Source organism: Metasolibacillus meyeri, assembly GCF_003049505.1.
GTDB lineage: Bacteria > Bacillota > Bacilli > Bacillales_A > Planococcaceae > Metasolibacillus > Metasolibacillus meyeri.
In genome coordinates, this window is record NZ_PYWN01000027.1 from 1 (window position 1) to 18696 (window position 18696).

Below are 18696 nucleotides of genomic sequence, written 5' to 3' on the forward strand. Positions count from 1 at the left end.
ATATATTTAATTAATTTTAATTTAACTGAAAACCAAGTAGTTCTCAGTTAAACATTATATTTTATTCAATATTTTATCCTCAATTTTAAAGTCTCCATAGCTTTCCTTCATAAATTTGATATTTAATTCATCTAAAATTTTCCCCAAATAGTAGCCATATATATTTTTATGTTTACCATGTCTATCCGCTATTTGTTTTAAGATTTCGGTAGTTAGTAGCATATTATTTGATTTTTTCATTTCTATGTACGCATAGTAGCTGAAGCTACTCCTTACAACTGTAGCAAGGTTAAATGTTTCATCTCCTAAGCACTCCTTTAAAGCATTCCACATTCTATTTCTAATAGCAGGATGAATAACAAGCTTATTGTCAGAATTTTTTCTTTTGAATGGTTTAAATATATATTCACTATCTACAAACTCAGAATGTAAATTTTTATCCATACACACTTTATCGTACTGCATTAACCCTTGATAAAGCTCTTCGCTAATAGACAATAGGCCTCTATTTAAACGAATAAAATATTCACTATTATTTTCAGCTAGTTGATCAACTGTTAAAGTTTGAATTTCTTCAAAATTAACTGAACCAATCCCTTCAAACAAACAAAGACCAATTAAATAATATAAGTCATTCTCTTGCTTCAACCCATTGACGATATCTTCTTTGCGATATATCGTATTGAAATTTTTATAAATATATTTCTCAATAGATTTGCGCGAAGTGGAAAACAGCCTGTTCGTCTGGTTTGTTACTAAACCATTTAGTTCAGCCCACTTTATATATTGGTTTAACAGAACGATATCCCTTACTACCGAATTGCTTGATTTATAGCCATTCCCTAATAAAAATTTATCTAATTCACTATATGGCATATCATATAAATCAATTCCTAGTCTTTCCTCAATAAGTTTAGCATTTTTAAATAGCCCCATTGCTTGATGTCTTTTAATACTCTCTTCTGGGAATTCTGCAATAAAATATTGTTTTACCTCTTCATTAAATAAATTTTCTGGTGTTGTCAAAGTAATCCCTCCTTTATGTTTTCAACAAATCACTAGCCGCAAGCATTTTATTCATCAACCATAGCCCTTGTTTTTCTTTTTCGCCTCTAATTTGATGATCATTGATTTGTTTGGTGCCAAATGACTCCAATACAAAGTGTTTATTAAAATAATCCACATTAATTATTTTGTGAAGCAAATGAAATGAAACTGCGTTTTCCAGCATCTTTTTAAAAATATATACATGCCAATAAAAAAACTTATTTTTAAACAATAAAGAACTAGCATCATTTAAATAGTCGTCCTCATAATATTCAAATAAATATGTTAAATATTCGCTGAATTCCTCTGTTAGTTTGCCAGTTTTTGTATTATTCTGTTTTTCAAATAGATGATAAAAAGCATCTGACAATACGATATACGCAACTAATTCGCCCATTTTCCTATCTGGAATTGAAACATTGGAAATTCTGTTTCTTAATCTACCATCTACTTTCAAATTATTAACAATTCGATCATTTATTCTTTCATGGCTTAATACTTGTAAACGTGATTTATCAATTGGTGTCATTTTAGACAATTCATATTGGTATCTTGTCGCTTCTTTCGTCGTATAATTTGATATGCGAATTGGCATGTAGCCACTTATATTATTGTCTTCCATCCAGGCCATGTGTATACCCGCTGTCCGATGCATCCCATCAATAATTTGGCCTATAAATTTTGACGCAAAAGTCAGTTCAAATGTCTCTTCATTATAATAAAGCTCGACCCCATCATCAGCGGAATCCTTTACTAAATTATAAGCTAGCTCATTTTCAACTAAAACATTCTGTAATACCTGTTCTTTTATTTCCCTAACACTAGCCTCGTTTAGTTTTGGAATAGAAAATACAACATTATTGTATGTCTTTCTTTTGCCTTCTCTCTGTATCTTTTCATCCCAAGTAAATAGCCCTTTGTCATACATCTTGGCTATATCTTGCCTTGACACACCAATAATAAAAACATTATCGTTTAGTTTGATAGCTGGCTTAAAAGACAACGAAATACTTGTATCCACCTCTGCTCTTTTATACACGCTCATTCGCTCTATCTCCGGTGGATTAAAATATTTATTCAGCCAGTCCTTCCCCTTACCTAAGGCTAATGCAATCGTCTCACCTATTATTCCTAGCTCCATAAGATCAATATTTTTAAGCGTTGCTTCTGTATTTAAAAGTTGAAGAACATCACTTCTAGGAATGTCATGGTCTTTCTCTAATCTATTTACTACATCCTTTATTTTTTGAGGACTTTTGATTAATAATTCTATGTCTAACTTCACTGCATTTACAATATCTTCTCTTGTTATACCTAACTTCATTAGAATCCCTTCTTTTCTTAATTAACTATATATCTACAATATATTATCACTAATTATACTACGCAAGTCTAACTTTTCATGTTTAATGATAAGTGTGCTAGGTAGATACTCTCGTGTCGTTAAATATTCAACTAAATGCATTTCATTACCATAAATACATCTATCTACTTTTATCATATATACATCATAGCACATTATTTCAATTTTTAAATATAATTAATTAATTTTCATGTTAAATTAGGATTTCTTTTTAATTAACAAACTCCTACTTTCTCCCTTAACCTTCCCTCATGATTCATCGACAATGTTGTATTTCATGTTAATTTATATATCATTATTATTTAACCTATAATCTAATTCATCAATCTTTTGACATAGCTCAATGACGTAATCAATTAAATAAAAGGCATCTACCTCTTTCTTCACTACCTGCTGGATTAGTTCTTGTTTATATAATTCATATGGATTCATTTATTTATCCTCTCTGCTTTCATTTTATCTGATTGTCTTTCACACATAGAGAAACAAAAGACCAAGCGAATGAGCCAAGTCTTTTCTTTGCTATTATTAAACATACTAAAAGGTTTACTTTATAAGTCTTGCGTATAGCGTACCGCTTTGCCAATAATATGTGCTGGATTTTCTTCTGTAATAATATACGGCTCATGTTCGGGGTTATCTGGCATTAATAATATCGTATCGCCCTGTTTCTTCACACGCTTTAAGGTCATTTCCGTATCACCATTTACCAATACTGCAGCGATCTCTCCATATTCTACTTCAGGCTGCTCTCGTATTAATACATAGGAACCATTCGGCACTGTGGGTTCCATACTATCCCCTTTAGCCTTTAAATAGAATAGATTCCCTTTAGGCAGCGTATCTGCTAGTTCATACCTGTACCCATCATGATTTTCCTCTGCTAAAATTGGATCACCACATGCGATAGTTCCTAGGATTGGTATTTTTATAAAGTTAGGCTGTACAGGAATTACGTTTAATGGTAAAGCTTCTGCGTCAAAGAAATAGGAAATAGGAACATCAAAAAGATCTGCCATGATTGTTAGTTTATCAAGCATTGGTTTATTGGCATCTCTTTCCCAAGCAGATACAGCTGTTGAAACCACATCAAGCTTTTTTGCTAAATCACTTTGTGTAAGACCTTTTGATTTTCTTAGCATTTTTATTTTTTGACCAACACCCATATTACTTCACCTCCTCCACCTCATTGTACAGTAATACTGTATTTTTGTACAGAAAAACTAAAGTTAAATACTAAAAACTAAAATAAAGTACATTATATCTGTATTTTTGACTTGTAACTACAGAAATTCTGTAGTAATCTAAATTTAATAGATAAAATCTTCCATGATGCATTTTAGAATAACTGCAAATTTTAACAAAGTTATCTCGTTTTAAAAATGAGAAATCTATTTCAAATTTATATAAAGGAGAATCATATATGGGCAATGTTCAACTTATTAACACAATCGTTTACCAAATTTCAACTTATACAATTGATGCTATTTATGAGGACGCAGAATATGACTTACATCCATACTTTGATGATGGTAGTGTGGAAATTATTAAGGATAAAATTCATATTACTTTTGAACGAACAATTGATGCAAATAGTAAAAAGCAGGCGATACATACAGCAAAGGATTATATTCATACCCATTATAAAAATAGAAATGATTGGACTGTCTTAAACGTTAGCACTGATGACATTGAATGGATACCAATTGTCTTTATCAATTATGCTGTAGAAATATTTTAATTTGGAGGAAATATATTTTCCTCTTACATTTCTTTATCTAAAAGAGCTGTCTGAAAAACTACTAATGTAGTTCTTCTCTTTCATCAAAATTGATTAAACATATTTCAAAACAGATATTTAATCTAACATAAAATTGGAGGAAATTTAATGAATCAAAGAACAAAAGGGTTAGCACTTAATGATGGCGTCAGAGAATTTAATCATGAAATTCAAAATTTTTACTTACCAAAAGGAAATGAGCATATATTAACAACGAATTTATCAGAACTTCGATACTATTTAGAAGAAATGTACCAAATAGATATGTTACATCCTCTTGAAAAAGAAATTTACGAACGCTACCAGCTTACTGGTACGATCACATATGCCGAATCGCTATATATTAAGTCTAATATACATACATATTACGAATTCAAATTTTAAAATCCATTAAGTATATGCTATGAAAATATATTTACGATTATAACTAAAAAATAGATAGAGCCTTTATAGCTTTTTATGAAAATTCGCTCTGTATAGAGAGAGGAGAATATGAATTGACATTAAAAAATCAAATTTATCTACACTCATTAGAAACGAAGGATTTTTATACAGATGAAGAAATGCATGTAAATGAGATGTACTTTAAAGCATTACGATTAAAAAATAAACTAAAAAACAAACTACAGGAAATGCAAGAGTTTATTCATTTGCTTGAGGAGAAAGAAGCAGTTAATCACACGGAGGAACAATTGCTTACAAGGTACACAAATAAATTAGGTCAATATGAAGCTAGATCACTTTACGTGAATGCTTATGTCAATAAATATAAATCTGAATTATCAATATTAATTGAATCCTACCCACAGCACCAACCGAGAATTTTGCGAGAAGATGCTTTAAAAATAACGAATCAAATAGGCGTATTTGAATCTTCGCTCACAAGATTATGCAAATTTAAAAATAATGAAATTACAACAGATTTATTTGTTATAAGAATATTTCATTATCAAATTTTAAAGTCCATCATCCATAATGGCTTTTATTATCAGCAAAAAAAATATAAATACTTTACATCCAGCGCTGGACAAATTCGAACAAAAAAGATTGTTGCGATTAAAGAAGATTTATATGCGGCTACTGAAAATGCCATTACCTGTGGATTATCATTAAATACTATTAATCGTAAAGGCGGTATAAATGCAAATAAATATCAAGCATATTTAGCATTAGCCAATTCAGCCTCTTCTAAATGGACAAGGTTTAATATTGATCGAATCGTTGTAGTAGATGATTTTTCCACTAAGGTAAATTCTGTTGTTGACTATATTGATAGCCAAACATTTGAAATTACAAGACAAAGGATGGACATTCCTATTGAGCATATGGATGGCTGCGGCATTATGCTACCTACTGTATCTAAAAAATCCTTTATGTTCCGAATGCCTTGGATGAAAGGTTTATTAACCCCTTTTGACTTCAAAAAATTCATTGAAGAAAAGAAATGCAGCCCTAAAATCATTGATATTTATGGCAAGGAGTACGATATTCTTGCCGATAATATCAATATCATACTAACAAAATCACAATTCAAAATGTGGAAATTTTATGATTCCTGGGATGACTATAAAGACAAATTTAAAACATACAATTGTGAATCTGCTAAGTTAAATATTGAGGATATCGGCGCTAAAGCAAGCATGAACTATCAGATGCTGCAAACATTAGTGACGATGACTGATGAGGAGCTTCAGGACATCGCAGCCCCGACAATTAATGATATTTTAACGTTAGGTAAAGATAAGAAAACAATGTTGAGAGTTTTAGGGGCAGTCAAAGAAAATTCCAATATGAACTATTTTCAAAAATCCTTGCTACTATATCCAGAGCTGCTAAGCGATTCTCATTGCAGAGAGGTTATTAAAAATAAAAAACGCAAGCTAATAAAAGAAGCAAAGGCTGGCAAATTAAACATCAATGGCTACTATACGTTTATCATTCCTGATTTATATGCTTTTTGTGAATGGCTATTTTTAAAAAATCCAAACCCTAATGGTTTACTACAAGCCGACCAAGTATATTGCAATATTTTTAACGCTGGCGATGTAGATATTTTGCGGGCCCCCCATTTATATAAAGAGCATGCCGTTAGAAATAATATCAAAGATTCGTCTATTGCGGATTGGTTTATTACGAAAGGAATTTATACGAGTGTAAAAGATGCTATTAGTAAAATTCTTCAATTCGATAACGATGGCGATAAGAGTTTAGTTGTGCAAAATCCTACACTAATAGCTGTAGCCAAAAGAGAAATGAAGGACATTGTCCCTTTATATTATGAAATGCACAAGGCAGAAGACAAAATACTCGATAATGATATTATATATCATGCCCTGACAAGTGCATATAAAGCGAATATAGGAATTATCAGTAATGATATTAGCAAGATTTGGAATTCTGAAAAACCAAATTTACAAGCGATTAAATGGTTGTGTATGTACAATAACTTTGTCATAGATTATGCAAAAACTTTATATTTACCTGAAAAGCCTAAAGATGTTGAGGCTATTTTAAAAGGTTATTCAAAAGAAAAACTTCCCTATTTCTTTAAATATGCGAAGGATAAAGAGGAAAATCAAATACTGCCATTGCTATCCAAAAATCCGAACAACCTTACGACTGTTAACAAACTAAATTTCTTTATTCCGAATAAACCAATTCGCTTTAAAAATACAGTTGGTGAATTTGATTATAAGAAATTAATGCATAATAATAAGATTGAAATTAATCATGAATTAATAAAAGTATTTGAAGATATCAATAAAACTAAGCATAAATTAATGTCCAAAGATGAAATGGGCGATGTAGGGTTTATTATCTATTTAAAGGAAGAGTTACTGAAAATTGAATCAGATTTGCATGTACTAACGGATCATTTAGTAAAATATTTTTATGTAAGAAATTCGAGATTTAAAGAAACTATATGGAGCCTTGTTGGAGAAATCATTTATGAAAACCTAACACGCAATCTAAAAGGCACAGCGCAATGCAATAATTGTCCAACTCGATTTGAGGCAAAAGGAAACGAATTATTATGCCCCACATGTAAAGTTGAAAACACTAGAAAGTCGTGGAGAGATGGCAAAAGAAAGAAACGTGTCCCAAAAGCTAAAACGTTATAATCGTTGATACATAAAGATTCATGATAATCATTTTTATACGCATTAACAATTTAAAGGCTCAACGAAGGGATTTCATACAATTCTCTTGCGCAGTCTACAAGGGAAGACAACCTATATCCCCTTTTAAAATTAATTAAATATATTTTAAGAGAATGAATTTAATGAATACAGTAGCATTAGCAAAAAGTACAAGCTGAACTTGAGGAATTAGTAAACACAAAGCTTACTACTGATAAAGCACGAGCAAGTGTCGATACAATCTTTAACACAATCGGAAATACAATTGCTACAAATGAAAAAGTCTCCATTACTGGATTTGGTGATTTTGCTAAAAGCGAACGTGTAGCCCGTAAAGGCTGCAATCCACAAACTGGTGAAGAAATGATGATTCCAGCATTTTATGTAGCCAAATTTAAAGCCGCTAAAGCATTAAAAGAAAAAATTAAATAATCGTAAAAATACAAGAGGCAATCCAGCCCCTTGTATTTTTATGTTGATTCAGTAGATTCATTTTGTGTCGAAAGATAATTGAGCTATGCTAAAATACGCCATAAGTTAACAGAACCTATTCTTCTTACTTGAAATCCCCCTCTTCATATATAGTAAAAGCCCGATTCGTTCAACTAACAATCAGTAAGGTAACTATGGCGTATGTTAGGATACATCAATGACTATCTTTATTTGAGTATCTACAAAATAAAAGGTGAAATGACAGAGACATCTATTTTTGCGTGCTTAAATTGGCTAATTCTATGTACTAAATCATAGATATTGTGACAAAGTACGATTTATTTAACGTGGTTTCTGCAAATAATCCTTTTATTTTTATTAATTAAATATATTTTACAAAAGGAGGTTTATGTGTCATGAAAACAAAACAAGAAAAGTGTGCAGTAGCATGATATCGCACCCTTTTACTTTGAGAAAAGGAGCTTTTATGAATGCACAAAATAAGTATTGATGTAAGTAACTACATCAGCAAGCTTTCTTCTAACATCTTAGCAGCGGGTGTTGATTTATGACTGTTTCAGATGTACTTGGCAAACCTAGAAAATATAAAGGTTTAGAATTACACCCTATTAAAATAAGCGATTGTGAAGAATTTTATAATGTCGTGCAATGCTTAATGCTTCCTAAAAATGCTACACAAGATATTAACATCTTACGAATGTCTTATTTGCAATTTTTAATGTTAATCTCTACAAATGAATTTACTTTTCTTATTGATAAGCTAATTCGCTTACTTGAAATGATTTTACAAACAGATGACTTTCGATTTAATCTAAATGATCAAAACAAATTCGAAATTATCGTAAAAAATGAAATCGTTATTCGTGAACGTGACTTCGATAAACTCAAGACAATGATTAGCGAACAAAACTTAATTGATATCGATGATGAATTTATTAACCCCGAAATCAAAAAACAAATTGATGATGCAAAAGAGTTTTTAAGTAAACATGGCAATCGCACCGCCGGAATCGATCAACAAATTGTTGCCTATCACTGTATGAGCGGGCTCCCCTATTTTGAAATTGCGCAATTGACCATCTACCAATTTCAAAAAGGCTTAACGAGATTCGACCATATTTTAGGTGCTGAAGCGATATTAAATGCACGTTATTCTGGATTTGTTGAATTTAAAGATAACACCAACCTTCCACATTGGTTGGGCCATATTGATGATAGCAATACAGATGACGGAGTTACATTGGACGCTAAAGAATTTATTGATAAAGCGAATAAAACCATTAATGGATAACTAATAACATATTTATTGGAGGAATAATAATGACAAAAGAAAATGAATTTTTAGTATCGGTATCAGAAGTGAAATATTTTGAGCCACAAACAAATAACTTGATTTTAAATGGTAAAACAAAGTTAGATGCTTCCATGCAGCAGCAAATGCAGTCACAGTTAATTAATGCAGGTAAAGGCAGCAAAGGTATTTACGAATACAACTATCAAAAAGAGCTAACGTTCAAGATTACAGAAGCGACTTTTGATATGAAATATTTAGCTATGCAAAACGGTACTAGTATTTTACGTGAATTAGGTGACTATTTCGCTGATGAATTTATCACGTTGGATAGCACTGGTAAAGGTACGCTACCAAATACACCTTTTGGAACAGTTCATGTTCAAGCAAGTAATGGTGAGTATGTTCAAGTCGTTGCTAATGGCAATGAATTTACATACCCTGCATTAGCTGACAAAGAGGTCAATGTTGTTTATGTATACAAAGAAGTAATGGACACAGTTAAAATTACAGGTGATGCATTCCCTAAAGCTGTGAAGATGGTTATGAATGCAGATATTAATACACGCAATGGTAAAGTTGGCGAAATGCAAATTATCGTACCTCAATTTAAGCCAGATGGTGCATTAGAATTATCGATGACACATGATGGCGTTTCATCTACGCCTATGTCTGGTCGAGCATTAGCAGATAATAAAGGCGTATACGCAATTATCTCGATTAAACGCTTTGATCAAGATACTGTAGAAGTACATAGTCTGTATGTAGATAAACCAGAATTAACATTGGAAGCGGGCTTAACACCAGCCGACTCAGAGCTAGTGACTGTTTACGGTCAGCGTGGTGGCTTATACGGCACAATTAAATTAGATAACACAGGTTTAACATTTACTTCTGATAATGCTACGATTGCAACAGTAAATGCTAGCGGCGTTATTACATTAGCAGGTTCTGCAAACGCAGGCGATGTTGTCATGGTTCGTGTAGCAGATACAGCAGGTAACCGCGATACCGTCGAAGTAACTGTCGTTTAATCACATTTTAGAGTAGGGATCACTTCCCTACTCTATTTTTAATTATAAATAGTTGAAATATTTCCCTAAGATTGTTAGGAAAAAACTTGAATTATTTATCATGATCCAGAAAATGTTTCTTGTATCGAAAACGCAGCCATAGATACAGAACACTCTCACCTTCCTATATAGCAAGATGAATGCTTATATAGCTTTTTATTCAGCGGGTATCTACGTCCACTGAATCATGATAAAGCCTCCGGCGGATGTCACAGATTTTGAAGAGGAGATTTTCGAGCAAGCTCGAAAAAAATCTGGACGCAATTACGCCAAGGCATAATTGATTAATAAAATTAAAAAAGGAGCATTTTAAAATGACAAAACAACACAATCCAGTAGGCCTATCCTATATTCATCAACAAACAGAAAAGGTCAATCAAAAGGAAAAATTCTACTTCGATAAAGAGCAAGATGAATTTATTCTTTATTACCCTACATTTAGCCAAAATAAGAAGGACGAGCTATTTGTTGAATTAGTAGAAACAATTAATTACTATGAACAAAATAATGCGCCATTTATCTCCAATGATTTTGAATTGATTCGCTATACAGAGTTCTTAATCTTCAAACACTTCTCTTCATTAAAAGATGAGTTAGATGGAAAGTCCTATGAAATCCATAAAGAAACGGCTGATAAAATCTACACAACAGGCCTACATAAAATATTTAAAGAGCTTGTATTTAACGACGATGAAATCAATAAAGTCATTGAACAATTGTATAGCATTAGCGAATTAGCAGAAAAAATGCTTGTTGAATTAGACAAGTAGCAAGAAAAGCTGAAGTCTGAAAGTCAAACTGAAAATTTAAAAGAGCAATCTAGCATCCAATAGCAAATACCACCAGCTCAAAAATGAAGACCTCGCACGAATGCGAGGTCTTTTTATTTTGAAAAATTTATATTCCCCTTGCTTAAAGTATGCTTTTTTCAGAATAAAAAATTTCACTACATTTAATAAAGGAGTAAGATACAGTGAGCCCAACAAATAAACCGATCGAGTTACTTTTAGCATTAAATGTAGCTGAACGTAATTCAAAAAAAAACATTCAAACATACATCAATAAACTACAAAAAGATTTACGCATCAACGTGGAACTGCAATATTCAATGAATAGCAGTGCCGTTGGAGATATGATAAATTCCCTCCAAACCGCCCTGCAAGCTCTTCCTGTAGATGTAATAACAGAATCCATTACATATGGCTTGCAGGATACCTATGAGCAAATTTTACAAGTAGACACAGCCCTTACCTCATTAAATACTACATGGTCAGCATTAGCTTCACAGTCATTAGATGGTCTGACTATATCGAATGAATTAGTCGTTGTTACACAGGGGATTGAAAATGCCTCAAGTAGCTCAAAAAATTTGATTGATGTAATGGGAAATGCTCGTTCTGGATTCTCTCTTATGGGATCTAATATAAGGACTATGAGTGATGATTTCACAGCATTGATTGGTTCAGCCACCGCTGCAAAAAATGCATTAAAAGGTTTAGTTATAGCTACTGGTGTAGGATTAGCCTTTGCTGCATTAGATTTCGTGGTTGGAAAAACAGTAAGTACGATAGTGGACAAAATGGGCGAAGCAAAAAGAAAATTCGATGAGCTAGTAGCTGCAAATAAAGAAATTTTAAATTCGTACAGCAATAACGAGCAAGCAATTGACTCTTTTGTTCTTAAATATGAGAAACTAAATAATAAGATGCAGGAACCTAATCCTGATAACAAAACCATCGCTGAGTATCGAGATATTCAAAATGAAATTACTCAGCTACTCCCCTCTCTTGCTTCAGGTGTAGATGCTTATGGAAACAAGGTTATTCTTAGCCATGAGGCATTAAAAATTAAAATTGATTTACTTAAAGAAGAATTAGATATCGAAAAAGAAAAAGCTAGAATTGAAGAGGAGAATGCTAGAAATAGTAGGATTTACGAAAGTGAAAATATTCTAGAGCGTCTAAATAAACACGGGCAAAGTTTTGCTATAGAAAATGAAGGTAGTCATAATAAACCTGGACAAGAAGTAAATATTAAATATGTTGTAGATTTTGTAAATAAAGATGGGGATCCAATATATGATTCCTCTTCTAAATTGATTAATGAATTATTACCTAAATTGGAAAGCAAGTTAATAGATGCCTCCCAAAATGGAACTCATGCTGATATGAATTATTTAGAATCAGTTATTGTATCAACAAAACGCTATATTGAGGTATTACAAAGCGAAGAAGAAAAACTCAGCGACTTAACAACTATAATGAAATTAGATTATCTATCAGCTATTGAAAATACAATTTCTAAAAATGATAGTCTCACCGAAAGTTCCAAGGTATTTGCATCAACCTTCTCAGCTCAAATATTAGACTTAGCAGACCTCTCCAACATACGCACAGTAAATAAAATGTTAGAAGAGTTATTTACTTCAGTTGACTACTATGCAATTACTCCAGAGATTATACAAGTCTTTGATGATATTGAAAATGCTTCGGAAAAATCATTTGTGAAAGTAAAAAAAAATGCTGATGATCTGTTGTCAAATCTCCCTAATATTTTAAAATCATCAGGTTTCTCAGATTCAGAAATATCCTCTGTTATATCTGTTTTAAACCAAAAACTGTCCGACTCTGTTTCTGAATACAATCGCATCTATATTGAAGCTAAAAAAGCTGGCGTAAGTATGGAAACCATAAGAGCTGCTATAGCTGCTCAAGCTGCTGGGGGCGATATTGCCACCGAAAAATTCAAAAAATTCTCAGATGAATTACAGAGTGCAACTAGCGAAATTTCTAGTATTAATAAAGTTCTCGAAGATTACAATTCAACAGGTCATCTTACAAGTAAAACAATGACTGAATTACTTGCAAAACATTCGACGTTAATTAATTATATAGGCGATGAAGCTGCAATGATTCAGGAATTAACTCGATTACGAGATGAAGATATTAACGTCGCTCAAAGACAATTAATAGAAAAATTAGAAAAAAACGAAAATTTTTATACAGACAATATTCGTTTAATCGAAGATTTTGTAAAGAAACAATTTAAATTTTATCAAGGAGATTTAGATAACTGGAGTAATTTAGCTCAATTAAAAGCTGATGTAGATATTCAATTAATGCATGACTTAGCTAATAAATGGGGCGTTTATTATGATGAAACTAAAAAAATGTTTACCCTTCCAACTGTAAAATCAGGTGAAAGTTATGCAGATACGGCTTATACTGTTGATGAGTTTGAAAAGATACGTGGAGCAAGTAAAGAAGCTCGAACAGGGCAAGAAGAATTAAATAAAACCTTTGATAATTTCTCATTAGGAGAAATTAATATAGATTTCAAAACATTAGGGACTTCAACTAATAGAGCTACTAGAGCTACTAAAGAAAATAACAAAACAACCCAAGAAGCTATTTACATTACAGACGAATATGCCACATCTATAAGAGAATTAGACAAAGCAATTGCTAAACAACAAGATCGCCGAGAAGATTTACCAAAACACTCTGAAAGCTATCGTAAATCGTTAGAGGAAGAAATAAAATTAGAAAAACAAAAATTAGAGCTACAAGAAAAACAAGCTAAAGCGCTAAGACAACAAATAGCTTCAGGTAATATTAAACAAACTGGCAATGTAACAATTAATAAAGATACTAGTAAAACAACAACTACTACTAAACAAAATTTAAAAGGTTGGAGTGGATCCATCACTAGCCAATATGGTGCTCGTTCTGATAACCATACAGGTATAGATATTGATGGGAAAATTGGGGATACCCTTGAATCTAATATCAATGGTAAAGTTTACAAAGCAGGAAACGCCAAGGATATTGGTGAACATTCTTCATACGGGAATCTTGTCATTATTCAAGATGAAAAAAATAACAAACATTATTATGCTCATCTAAATGATATATCTGTTGTCAAAGGTCAGCAAATTACAGCAGGTACTAAACTCGGCACTATTGGTAATTCAGGTACTACTAAAAGTAATGGCGGAGATGGCTCTCATCTTCATTATGAAATAAGGAACTCTAAGGGACAAACAATTAATCCAGCCTCACATGTTAATAATGCTAAAAAAGGGATTGTATCTACAAGTAATTCAGCAGTATCTACAACACCCCAAAGCAAGGATCAGGCTAAGGCGGCCTATGATGCAGTTCAGACAGATATGGTAGCTACCAAAAGAAGAATTTCAAATTTAACAATAGAAAACATCGATTCCTATACCGAGAAATTCGATGAACGACGTAAAATCTTAGATGATGGCTATGCTTTTGAGGAGGCAAAGCTAAAAAATATCAATAGGGATTCTTCTCAGTACAATGCAACACTGAATAAGCAAATTGATATTTTAAAACGCAAGCAAAATGTAGATAAAGAGGCAATGGCTTTTTATGAAGAATTAATTCAGCAAGGTGGTTTATCTCAAATTGTTATTGATGAGTTAAATAAAAAAATAGTCAACCTCAAAACATCCGTTCAGAACAGCACGAATGAAATCGGTCATAAAAAACTAGATAATATGCAATCTGCTAGAAACTATAATCTTGAAAAACAAGACCAAGTTATTGAATATGAAAAGGCTAAATTGCAAGAGCTAGATAAAAACTCGGAGCGCTATGTTTTAACTTTAGAAAAAATTAACAAGCACACTAATCGTAAAATGCTTATAAATCAAAAAGATTTAGATGATTTAAATAAGCTAATTGCGAGTGGAGAATATTCTGGTGAAGTCTTGAAAGCAATGAAAGATGATGCGAACGCATTATCTATTTCGGTTAAAAATTTAGCTCAAGAAATCAGTAATAATAACTTTGAAATTGTTGCTAATATTAAAACAAGAGCAGACGAGCGTGTCGATGATATAAGCGATCAAATTAATGTTCTTAAAACAATGCGAAGTTTCTATGAAGAAGGTTCTGCTGAATATAGAAATAGTATAGAAGAAGAAATTAAGCTACAACAAGAATTAGTCGAAATACACGACAAAACAAGACGTCAACAAGCTGAGAAGCTAAAGCACTCTGAAATTTCCCCAGAGGATTTAAAAAAGGCTACCGAGATGCTGGAAGAGGTAACAGCAGCTTACTGGAATGCAAGCGCTGCAGTTAATCAGTTAAATAAATCGTTAGAAAAAATGCGTGAGAATATTGCCAATAAAGTAATCAATGCTTATAAAGAATATGTTCAAGAACGTCGAGATGAACATATCAAGATGATTGACAAGGAGCTTGAAAAAGAACAAGAAGCCTCTGACAAACGGAAAAAAGCGATGAAGGATGAATTAGATTTATTCCGTGAGAGCATTCAGGCAAAATTAAAATTACTTGACCGTCAAGAGGCTGGACGCTCTTATCAGATGGAAATTGATGAACTTGAATCTGAACGTAATAAGATTGTCGACCAAATGAATCTTTTAGCATTAGATGATTCTCATGAGGCAAAGTCTAAACGGAAACAGCTACAAGAGCAGCTAGACAATATTGATAAAAATATTGCAGAAAAGCGTCATAGCCGTGATATTGACCTGCAAAAAGAAGCCTTAAATGATCTGCTTAGCGATAAAGAGGATGATATCCGTGAGCGTGAAGAGTTAGAGGATGAGCAATATAAAAAAAATAGTGAGCGTATAGAAAAAGAAAAAGCTTATTGGCAAAAACATTATAATGATCTGCTAAACGATGAAAGAAAGTTTGCTCAAATACGTGAAGACATTTCAAAAGGGCATTTTGAAAAAGTTGTGGCTCATTTAAATGGTTATATCACTGAAATGGAAGAGACAATGCCTCTACTAGCCAACACTTTAGACGGGACAATGGAAGCTGTAGGTATATCTATTCGTGAAAATGTAATTGATAATCTTAAAGAAGCGCTCAAATTAATAAACGAATATACTTCACTACCAGACCCTAACAAGCTAAAGATAGATGGCTTTGATCCCAATAAGCCTAAGGCGAATCTTCCTGATAGTTCCCCTCCTTCAGGTAGTGGTTCTAGCAATTCACCTTCTAATGTCACCCATGCAGACTTTCAAGTGTTATTTGGTAAATTTTTATCAGATATTATAGGCAAGGACTTGCCCATGGGCGATATGCGCGATGCAGTTAAACGAGAAGGGGCTAAATGGGCTGCAGAGGGACGTTCAGCAGGTTCAAAAATTGAGCCTAATTCAAGTTTTAACACTGAATTTGATAAGTTATCAAAAGAAAATCAAGAAGTGCTGAAAAACTTTATTAAACAAAATGCTAATATTTTAAGTGGGATTTATAGAAATAGAATTAATTCTCGCGTAGGTTCATTAAGCACAAATCCCCCTACACAAGCGGCTGCAACTGCCTATTCCAACGAAGCAGCTCTTGCTAAAATTGATACAGCAAGCTTACTAGCACATAGTAAGTTCAGCGACAGTTTAGCAAATAGCATTTCTGCTATTTCGCATAATTTTTCATCGGTTATGCAATCGATGTCAAGCCCACTGCAAAATCTCGCTGGTCCTGCTGGTGCTAGTTCAGATACGATCACGATTAATTTTAATATTGATAAAATGGATGGCGATATGAATGATTTAAAGAAATTCAATAAAATGATGAATGACGAGCTACTTCGCAGGAAAGGAATAAAATAATTATGCTGGAATCTACCCACTTTATATACGATGGAACTTCTTCTCAAGAAATGGGTGTCACAATAGGCTGGTCAAATGGCAATCTTTACAACGAAACCTTTCTCCCCCAGCGGCAAATAATCGAAAAAAAGATAGCAAATAATAATGAACCTTATTTTCAGAGAGTGGAGCATGCACCACTCTCTTTTAAATTATCTTTTTATCTTGAAAATTGGCTAAATGATCAGGATATTAGAAAAATTGCACGTTGGCTTTTCCAGCCTTATTACAAACCTTTAGTTTTCGATAGTAACCCAAATAGAGTCTTTTATGCACTAGTCGAAGGTGATTCTACTTTAATTCATAATGGCTTGCATCAAGGGCATGTCGAATTAACTATTCGATGTAATTCCCCCTATTCTTATTCTCATGAACACAGATTTGAGCATTTGAAATTTAGAGAAACTGATAAGGGACATCATATTGTTGAAAACATCTCATCTTTTCATGATGGTAGCCTAAATAATATGACCGCTACTTCAAACGGGCTAACCATTGAAAAAATCGATAACTCTTGGGGGAGCTTATATTTTGAACAAAAGAAATGGAGTGAAATACAGTAATGGAGATAACAAATGACCTAGGTTTAAAAATTGTAACCGAAAATACATTTGAAGAGGACGATATTAAAGAGACGATTATCTCTTATGGAAGTAATTTTAAAATCATTGAAACTGCACTCGAAAAAAAGGCAAATTCAATTGACAATATAGATACTGACACATATAAAATTGGACAAGTTATTTGGAATAGCACCCCTTCGATTAACACCTATATCGGATGGGTTGCTACAAGAAATGGCGTACATGCAGCGCATTGGAAAACGAAAAGAGAGTATATGATTGGTGATTTAGTAAGAGCGTCTCCCGATAATGGTTATATTTATGAATGCGTTGTTGATGGCAAAAGCTCTGTCACTCCCCCCTCCTTTTTAAGTGGATTGAATCAAGAATTTTACGATGCACAAGGTGCTGACTGGCGAACTACCTATAATTATCAAGTTGGAGATGTTGTATTTTCTACTAATGGCAGTAGATTATTTTATTATGTTTGTGAAACAGCAGGGATTTCAGGTGTAACAGAGCCTTCTTGGTCTGGCGTTCAAAATAATACTACATTGATAGATGGCTCAGTCGTTTGGCGCAAAGCAAAAACGATTAGATGGAAAGCGGTGAACTATAGCTGTGAATTTAGACCATTTGGAAAAATTGATTAGAATGAGGTGTTTAAAATGCAATGGAACACACTCTTAAACCTACAAGGCACGTATATATCTAAAGCATATAATCTATCAAGTAACCTATCCAATTATATAACGATTATTCAAAGCAATTTAATTAACGTCCATTCACAATTAGTGGACTATTATTTCTCTGTATCTCCTGACAATATCGTCTGGTCTGACTGGACAGAAATGGATTTGCATAATAAACATCTTTTATTAAATTATGATCTGAGCAAATTATATTTCAAATATAAAGTAGTAATGCATTCAAAAAATATGGATGTAAAACCATATCTTCAATCCTTTTCAATCAGCTTTGAGCCATGTGAAATGTTAGAAAACGTAGGCGACCTCAGCATCAAGCCGAAAATATGGATACGTAAGAAAAATGGCAACGGTGCTATCTCACTAGTCAATGTAAATAATAATCAAACATTAACGATTAATAATCTAATTAACAATGAAGAAGTTTATATTAACTGTGATAAAGAAGCGATAGTGTCTGATCGACAGCATTTAGGCATCTACAGATATGATGACCATAACGGTGAATTTCTAGAGCTACCGCTAGGAATCAATATTTTAAAAGGGAATGGAGATTTTGATATGGATGTACGTTATCAAAATATCTTTATCCAAGAATGATGATTAGAGCAA

The 18696-nt window shown here is 32.7% G+C and carries 14 protein-coding genes and 1 pseudogene; 11 read left to right on the plus strand and 4 right to left on the minus strand.

Annotated features, from left to right (window positions below; translation table 11 throughout):
* Nucleotides 1-54: 54 nt before the first annotated feature.
* From C9J34_RS04145 to C9J34_RS04155, 4 genes are all read right to left on the minus strand, one after another.
* A complete protein-coding gene (locus C9J34_RS04145) occupies nt 55-1026 on the minus strand; it encodes a phage lytic cycle repressor MrpR family protein (RefSeq protein WP_107838602.1) in 972 nt (323 codons plus the stop codon).
* A 13-nt stretch (nt 1027-1039) separates the two neighbouring features.
* Nucleotides 1040-2371: a hypothetical protein gene (locus C9J34_RS04150; protein ID WP_107838603.1), complete on the minus strand. Its 1332-nt coding sequence runs from the start codon at nt 2369-2371 to the stop codon at nt 1040-1042.
* A 324-nt stretch (nt 2372-2695) separates the two neighbouring features.
* Nucleotides 2696-2842 (minus strand): hypothetical protein, encoded by a 147-nt coding sequence (locus C9J34_RS21810; RefSeq protein ID WP_193768884.1) that lies wholly within the window; start codon nt 2840-2842, stop codon nt 2696-2698.
* A 119-nt stretch (nt 2843-2961) separates the two neighbouring features.
* Nucleotides 2962-3576 (minus strand): LexA family protein, encoded by a 615-nt coding sequence (locus C9J34_RS04155; RefSeq protein WP_107838604.1) that lies wholly within the window; start codon nt 3574-3576, stop codon nt 2962-2964.
* Between the two features lie 257 nt (nt 3577-3833).
* Between C9J34_RS04155 and C9J34_RS04160 the strand changes: the two genes are divergently transcribed.
* The 11 genes and pseudogenes from C9J34_RS04160 to C9J34_RS04215 all read left to right on the plus strand — a co-directional run bounded on the left by C9J34_RS04160 (nt 3834) and on the right by C9J34_RS04215 (nt 18684).
* The gene (locus tag C9J34_RS04160) at nt 3834-4151 is read left to right on the plus strand and encodes a hypothetical protein (protein WP_107838605.1); all 318 of its coding nucleotides are present in this window, start codon (nt 3834-3836) and stop codon (nt 4149-4151) included.
* A gap of 147 nt (nt 4152-4298) precedes the next feature.
* Complete coding sequence (locus C9J34_RS04165; protein WP_107838606.1) at nt 4299-4574, plus strand: hypothetical protein; 276 nt, start codon at nt 4299-4301, stop codon at nt 4572-4574.
* Nucleotides 4575-4687: 113 nt separating this feature from the next.
* Nucleotides 4688-7312, plus strand: coding sequence for a hypothetical protein (locus C9J34_RS04170; protein ID WP_107838607.1), 2625 nt, complete (start codon nt 4688-4690; stop codon nt 7310-7312).
* Between the two features lie 219 nt (nt 7313-7531).
* Nucleotides 7532-7762 (plus strand): annotated as a pseudogene (locus tag C9J34_RS04175) (HU family DNA-binding protein); the annotation flags it as partial.
* Nucleotides 7763-8330: 568 nt separating this feature from the next.
* Nucleotides 8331-9074 carry a hypothetical protein gene (locus C9J34_RS04180; RefSeq protein ID WP_107838608.1) on the plus strand — a complete coding sequence of 248 codons (744 nt, stop codon included), beginning with the start codon at nt 8331-8333 and terminating at the stop codon, nt 9072-9074.
* A gap of 29 nt (nt 9075-9103) precedes the next feature.
* Nucleotides 9104-10108: a hypothetical protein gene (locus C9J34_RS04185; protein WP_107838609.1), complete on the plus strand. Its 1005-nt coding sequence runs from the start codon at nt 9104-9106 to the stop codon at nt 10106-10108.
* 353 nt (nt 10109-10461) lie between these two features.
* Complete coding sequence (locus tag C9J34_RS04195) at nt 10462-10917, plus strand: hypothetical protein (protein WP_107838610.1); 456 nt, start codon at nt 10462-10464, stop codon at nt 10915-10917.
* Nucleotides 10918-11120: 203 nt separating this feature from the next.
* A complete protein-coding gene (locus C9J34_RS04200) occupies nt 11121-16775 on the plus strand; it encodes a peptidoglycan DD-metalloendopeptidase family protein (RefSeq protein WP_107838611.1) in 5655 nt (1884 codons plus the stop codon).
* Between the two features lie 2 nt (nt 16776-16777).
* Entirely contained in the window at nt 16778-17377 is a 600-nt protein-coding gene (locus C9J34_RS04205) for a distal tail protein Dit (RefSeq protein WP_107838612.1), read from the plus strand.
* The gene (locus C9J34_RS04210; protein ID WP_107838613.1) at nt 17377-18030 is read left to right on the plus strand and encodes a hypothetical protein; all 654 of its coding nucleotides are present in this window, start codon (nt 17377-17379) and stop codon (nt 18028-18030) included. The genes C9J34_RS04205 and C9J34_RS04210 overlap by 1 nt, the downstream gene beginning before the upstream one ends.
* Before the next feature lie 15 nt (nt 18031-18045).
* Nucleotides 18046-18684 (plus strand): phage tail family protein, encoded by a 639-nt coding sequence (locus tag C9J34_RS04215; RefSeq protein WP_107838614.1) that lies wholly within the window; start codon nt 18046-18048, stop codon nt 18682-18684.
* Nucleotides 18685-18696 lie beyond the last annotated feature (12 nt).

Coding starts and splice junctions, on each gene's coding strand:
- C9J34_RS04150 (WP_107838603.1), bottom strand. CDS start 2,371: ATGAAGTTAGGTATAACAAGAGAAGATATTGTAAATGCAGTGAAGTTA.
- C9J34_RS21810 (WP_193768884.1), bottom strand. CDS start 2,842: ATGAATCCATATGAATTATATAAACAAGAACTAATCCAGCAGGTAGTG.
- C9J34_RS04155 (WP_107838604.1), bottom strand. CDS start 3,576: ATGGGTGTTGGTCAAAAAATAAAAATGCTAAGAAAATCAAAAGGTCTT.
- C9J34_RS04160 (WP_107838605.1), top strand. CDS start 3,834: ATGGGCAATGTTCAACTTATTAACACAATCGTTTACCAAATTTCAACT.
- C9J34_RS04165 (WP_107838606.1), top strand. CDS start 4,299: ATGAATCAAAGAACAAAAGGGTTAGCACTTAATGATGGCGTCAGAGAA.
- C9J34_RS04180 (WP_107838608.1), top strand. CDS start 8,331: ATGACTGTTTCAGATGTACTTGGCAAACCTAGAAAATATAAAGGTTTA.
- C9J34_RS04185 (WP_107838609.1), top strand. CDS start 9,104: ATGACAAAAGAAAATGAATTTTTAGTATCGGTATCAGAAGTGAAATAT.
- C9J34_RS04195 (WP_107838610.1), top strand. CDS start 10,462: ATGACAAAACAACACAATCCAGTAGGCCTATCCTATATTCATCAACAA.
- C9J34_RS04205 (WP_107838612.1), top strand. CDS start 16,778: ATGCTGGAATCTACCCACTTTATATACGATGGAACTTCTTCTCAAGAA.
- C9J34_RS04210 (WP_107838613.1), top strand. CDS start 17,377: ATGGAGATAACAAATGACCTAGGTTTAAAAATTGTAACCGAAAATACA.
- C9J34_RS04215 (WP_107838614.1), top strand. CDS start 18,046: ATGCAATGGAACACACTCTTAAACCTACAAGGCACGTATATATCTAAA.